This window comes from Tissierella sp. (assembly GCF_052089545.1).
GTDB lineage: Bacteria > Bacillota > Clostridia > Tissierellales > Tissierellaceae > Tissierella_A.
In genome coordinates this window covers 1-2,302 of the sequence record NZ_JBQDAA010000191.1, presented here as the reverse complement: position 1 = coordinate 2,302, position 2,302 = coordinate 1, and the positions used below count along the sequence as shown (strand labels likewise).

Annotated in this window: 2 protein-coding genes; both read right to left on the bottom strand. The window is 29.3% G+C overall.

Annotation, left to right across the window (positions count from 1 at the left end; translation table 11 throughout):
* Positions 1–93 precede the first annotated feature (93 nt).
* On the bottom strand, positions 94–1,311 hold the full coding sequence (locus tag ACTHW2_RS11190; RefSeq protein ID WP_442264004.1) for an NAD(P)/FAD-dependent oxidoreductase: 1,218 nt from the start codon (positions 1,309–1,311) through the stop codon (positions 94–96).
* Positions 1,312–1,611: 300 nt separating this feature from the next.
* Positions 1,612–2,061, bottom strand: coding sequence for a spore coat protein (locus tag ACTHW2_RS11185; protein ID WP_442264003.1), 450 nt, complete (start codon positions 2,059–2,061; stop codon positions 1,612–1,614).
* Positions 2,062–2,302 lie beyond the last annotated feature (241 nt).

Sequence of the window (2,302 nt, the reverse complement as noted above, 5' to 3'; positions counted from 1 at the left end):
CTTTTCCAATAAGTTTTCATCAACTATCTATTTTATCACTTTAATCCTTGTCTTCAATATCCTTTATTAACTCTTTCATTTCCTTTATTTCTTTTAGATTTCATTAAGAGCTATATCCACATCAGTAAATTTAATCTCATTAAGAGGCTCATTCTTATCAAGTAATTTTTGTATATCCTCTCTTTCCTCAAAACTATTAACAAAAAGTATAGCCCGAGGATAGTTCTTCTCATCCACATAAGCAACTGCAAACTTTCCGTCTTTTACAGATCCCCGAATAAAAGTCTTATCCCAGCTTTGTGCATTACCTAAATATTCAAAGCTTTGATCATATTGATCTGTCCAAAAGTATGGTTCTACCTTGTATTCATTGCTTTTTTCCTTTATGATGTTTTTTGCTATTGACTTTCCCTGGCTCCAAGCAATTTCCCAATGCTCTACATGAATTAAATGGTCTTTATAAGGCCACTTAACAACATCTCCACCTGCATAAACATTTGGTAGGGAAGTTTCTCCATATTTATTAACAATAATGATATTATCCTCTAAATCCAAAGAGTCAACTTGGAAGGATATATTAGGCTCAACTCCCACTGCTATTATAACCATATCACATTTAATATTTTTTCCACTTTTAGTTAATATGGATTTTATATTTCCATCTTCATTTTTAATAAATTCTTTTGCTTCTTCATTAAACATAAAATTTGCATTATGTGATTCATGCATGTCTATAAAATAATCAGATACCCTTTCACCAAGAATCTTTTCAAGGGGTTTACCAGACCTTACTAATACTGAAACGTTTTTATCTAGTTGATTAAAAGTCGATACAAGCTCCAGACCAATAAATCCGCTTCCAATTATTGCAAGATCCTTAGCATCTTTTGCCCATTCTTTGATTCTTTTTGCATCCTCATATTCACGTAGGTAAAAAATACCTTTTGCATCATCACCAGGAAATGATATTTTACGTAATTTAGACCCTGTTGCAATAACTAGATGATCGTAGGAAATTGTTTCATTAGAATTGGTTGTTACTGTCTTATCCTTCCAATTAATAGAATCTACCTTTGTATTTAACTTTAGGTCAATATTATTTTCTTCGTAATACTCCTTTTCCTTTAAAAGTGGAGGATCTTCTTTATCCATATCCTGCATCCATTCTTTTGAAAGTGGGTATGTGTTATAAGGATATACATCTTTTTTATCAATAAGAGTTATATGTCCCTCAAACCCATTTCTAACTAATGCAGTTGTTGTATAAACTCCTGTAATAGATCCACCAATTATAACTACTCTTTCTTTCATATTTCTTCACTCCTCCTTAAAAGTGTAAGGTTATCCTAATTCTCATCTTTGAGCAGTAATGTAGGTTATGTCAAAATATATTATCTTCACTATATGTATAAATACCCATTTTTATATTTTTTTCACAATCTCTCAATAGTTCCTTCCTATATTACATCATTTATAATGCAAGCTGCCTATAAATACCTGGCTTTTATATGATAATTATAGAAAGACTGTAGTTAGAAGAATTCTATCTTCTAACTACAGTCTTTCTACTATAATTGTTTTTAACAGATTAAACGCTGAATAAATCTTCTTTTAATTATACATTCCATTAGCATTCATATAATTATATATTTTTTCTCCATGTTCCTGTTCTTCTTTTTGAATATGGTTTAAAGCTTCTCTTATATTTGCATCTTTACATTCAAATATTGTTGTATCATATGTGCTTGAGATATACTTTTCTGTTGCAAGCAAATCTTGACATAAATCAGCATCATGTTGATTATTCATATTATTTCCACTAAATTGCATATTTTGTTTTTGAGAACCACCAGCTGAATTCATACTAGGAACCTGACCTGCTAATATTTGATTTACTGTATTTAAATGTTCTTGTTCTTCTGATGCTAACTGATTGAAAAGCTGTTTCAACTCTGGATCCTCAGCTTCTTTTGAATACTTTGTATATTTTTTAATACACATTTCTTCGTGACTTTTTTGATCTTTTAATAAGGTCTGCTCTTTTTGACTTAAATTTACCACTATAAATACACCTCCTCAATTTATTATGCATATATTTCAAATTTTTATCCATAATTATATTTGGGAGCTTTTGTAATTTAAATCTAGTAAATAAACTCTTAAGACAATTGTCTCAAGAGTTTATTTTGATTTATTTATTTTCATTCTTCTTATTATTGTCATTTTTCTTTTTATCTTTTTTTATTTGTAAGCGTAAAATAGGGTACACCTTTAAAAAGATATACCCTATATGTTAAACTAT

Coding starts and splice junctions, on each gene's coding strand:
- ACTHW2_RS11190 (WP_442264004.1), bottom strand. CDS start 1,311: ATGAAAGAAAGAGTAGTTATAATTGGTGGATCTATTACAGGAGTTTAT.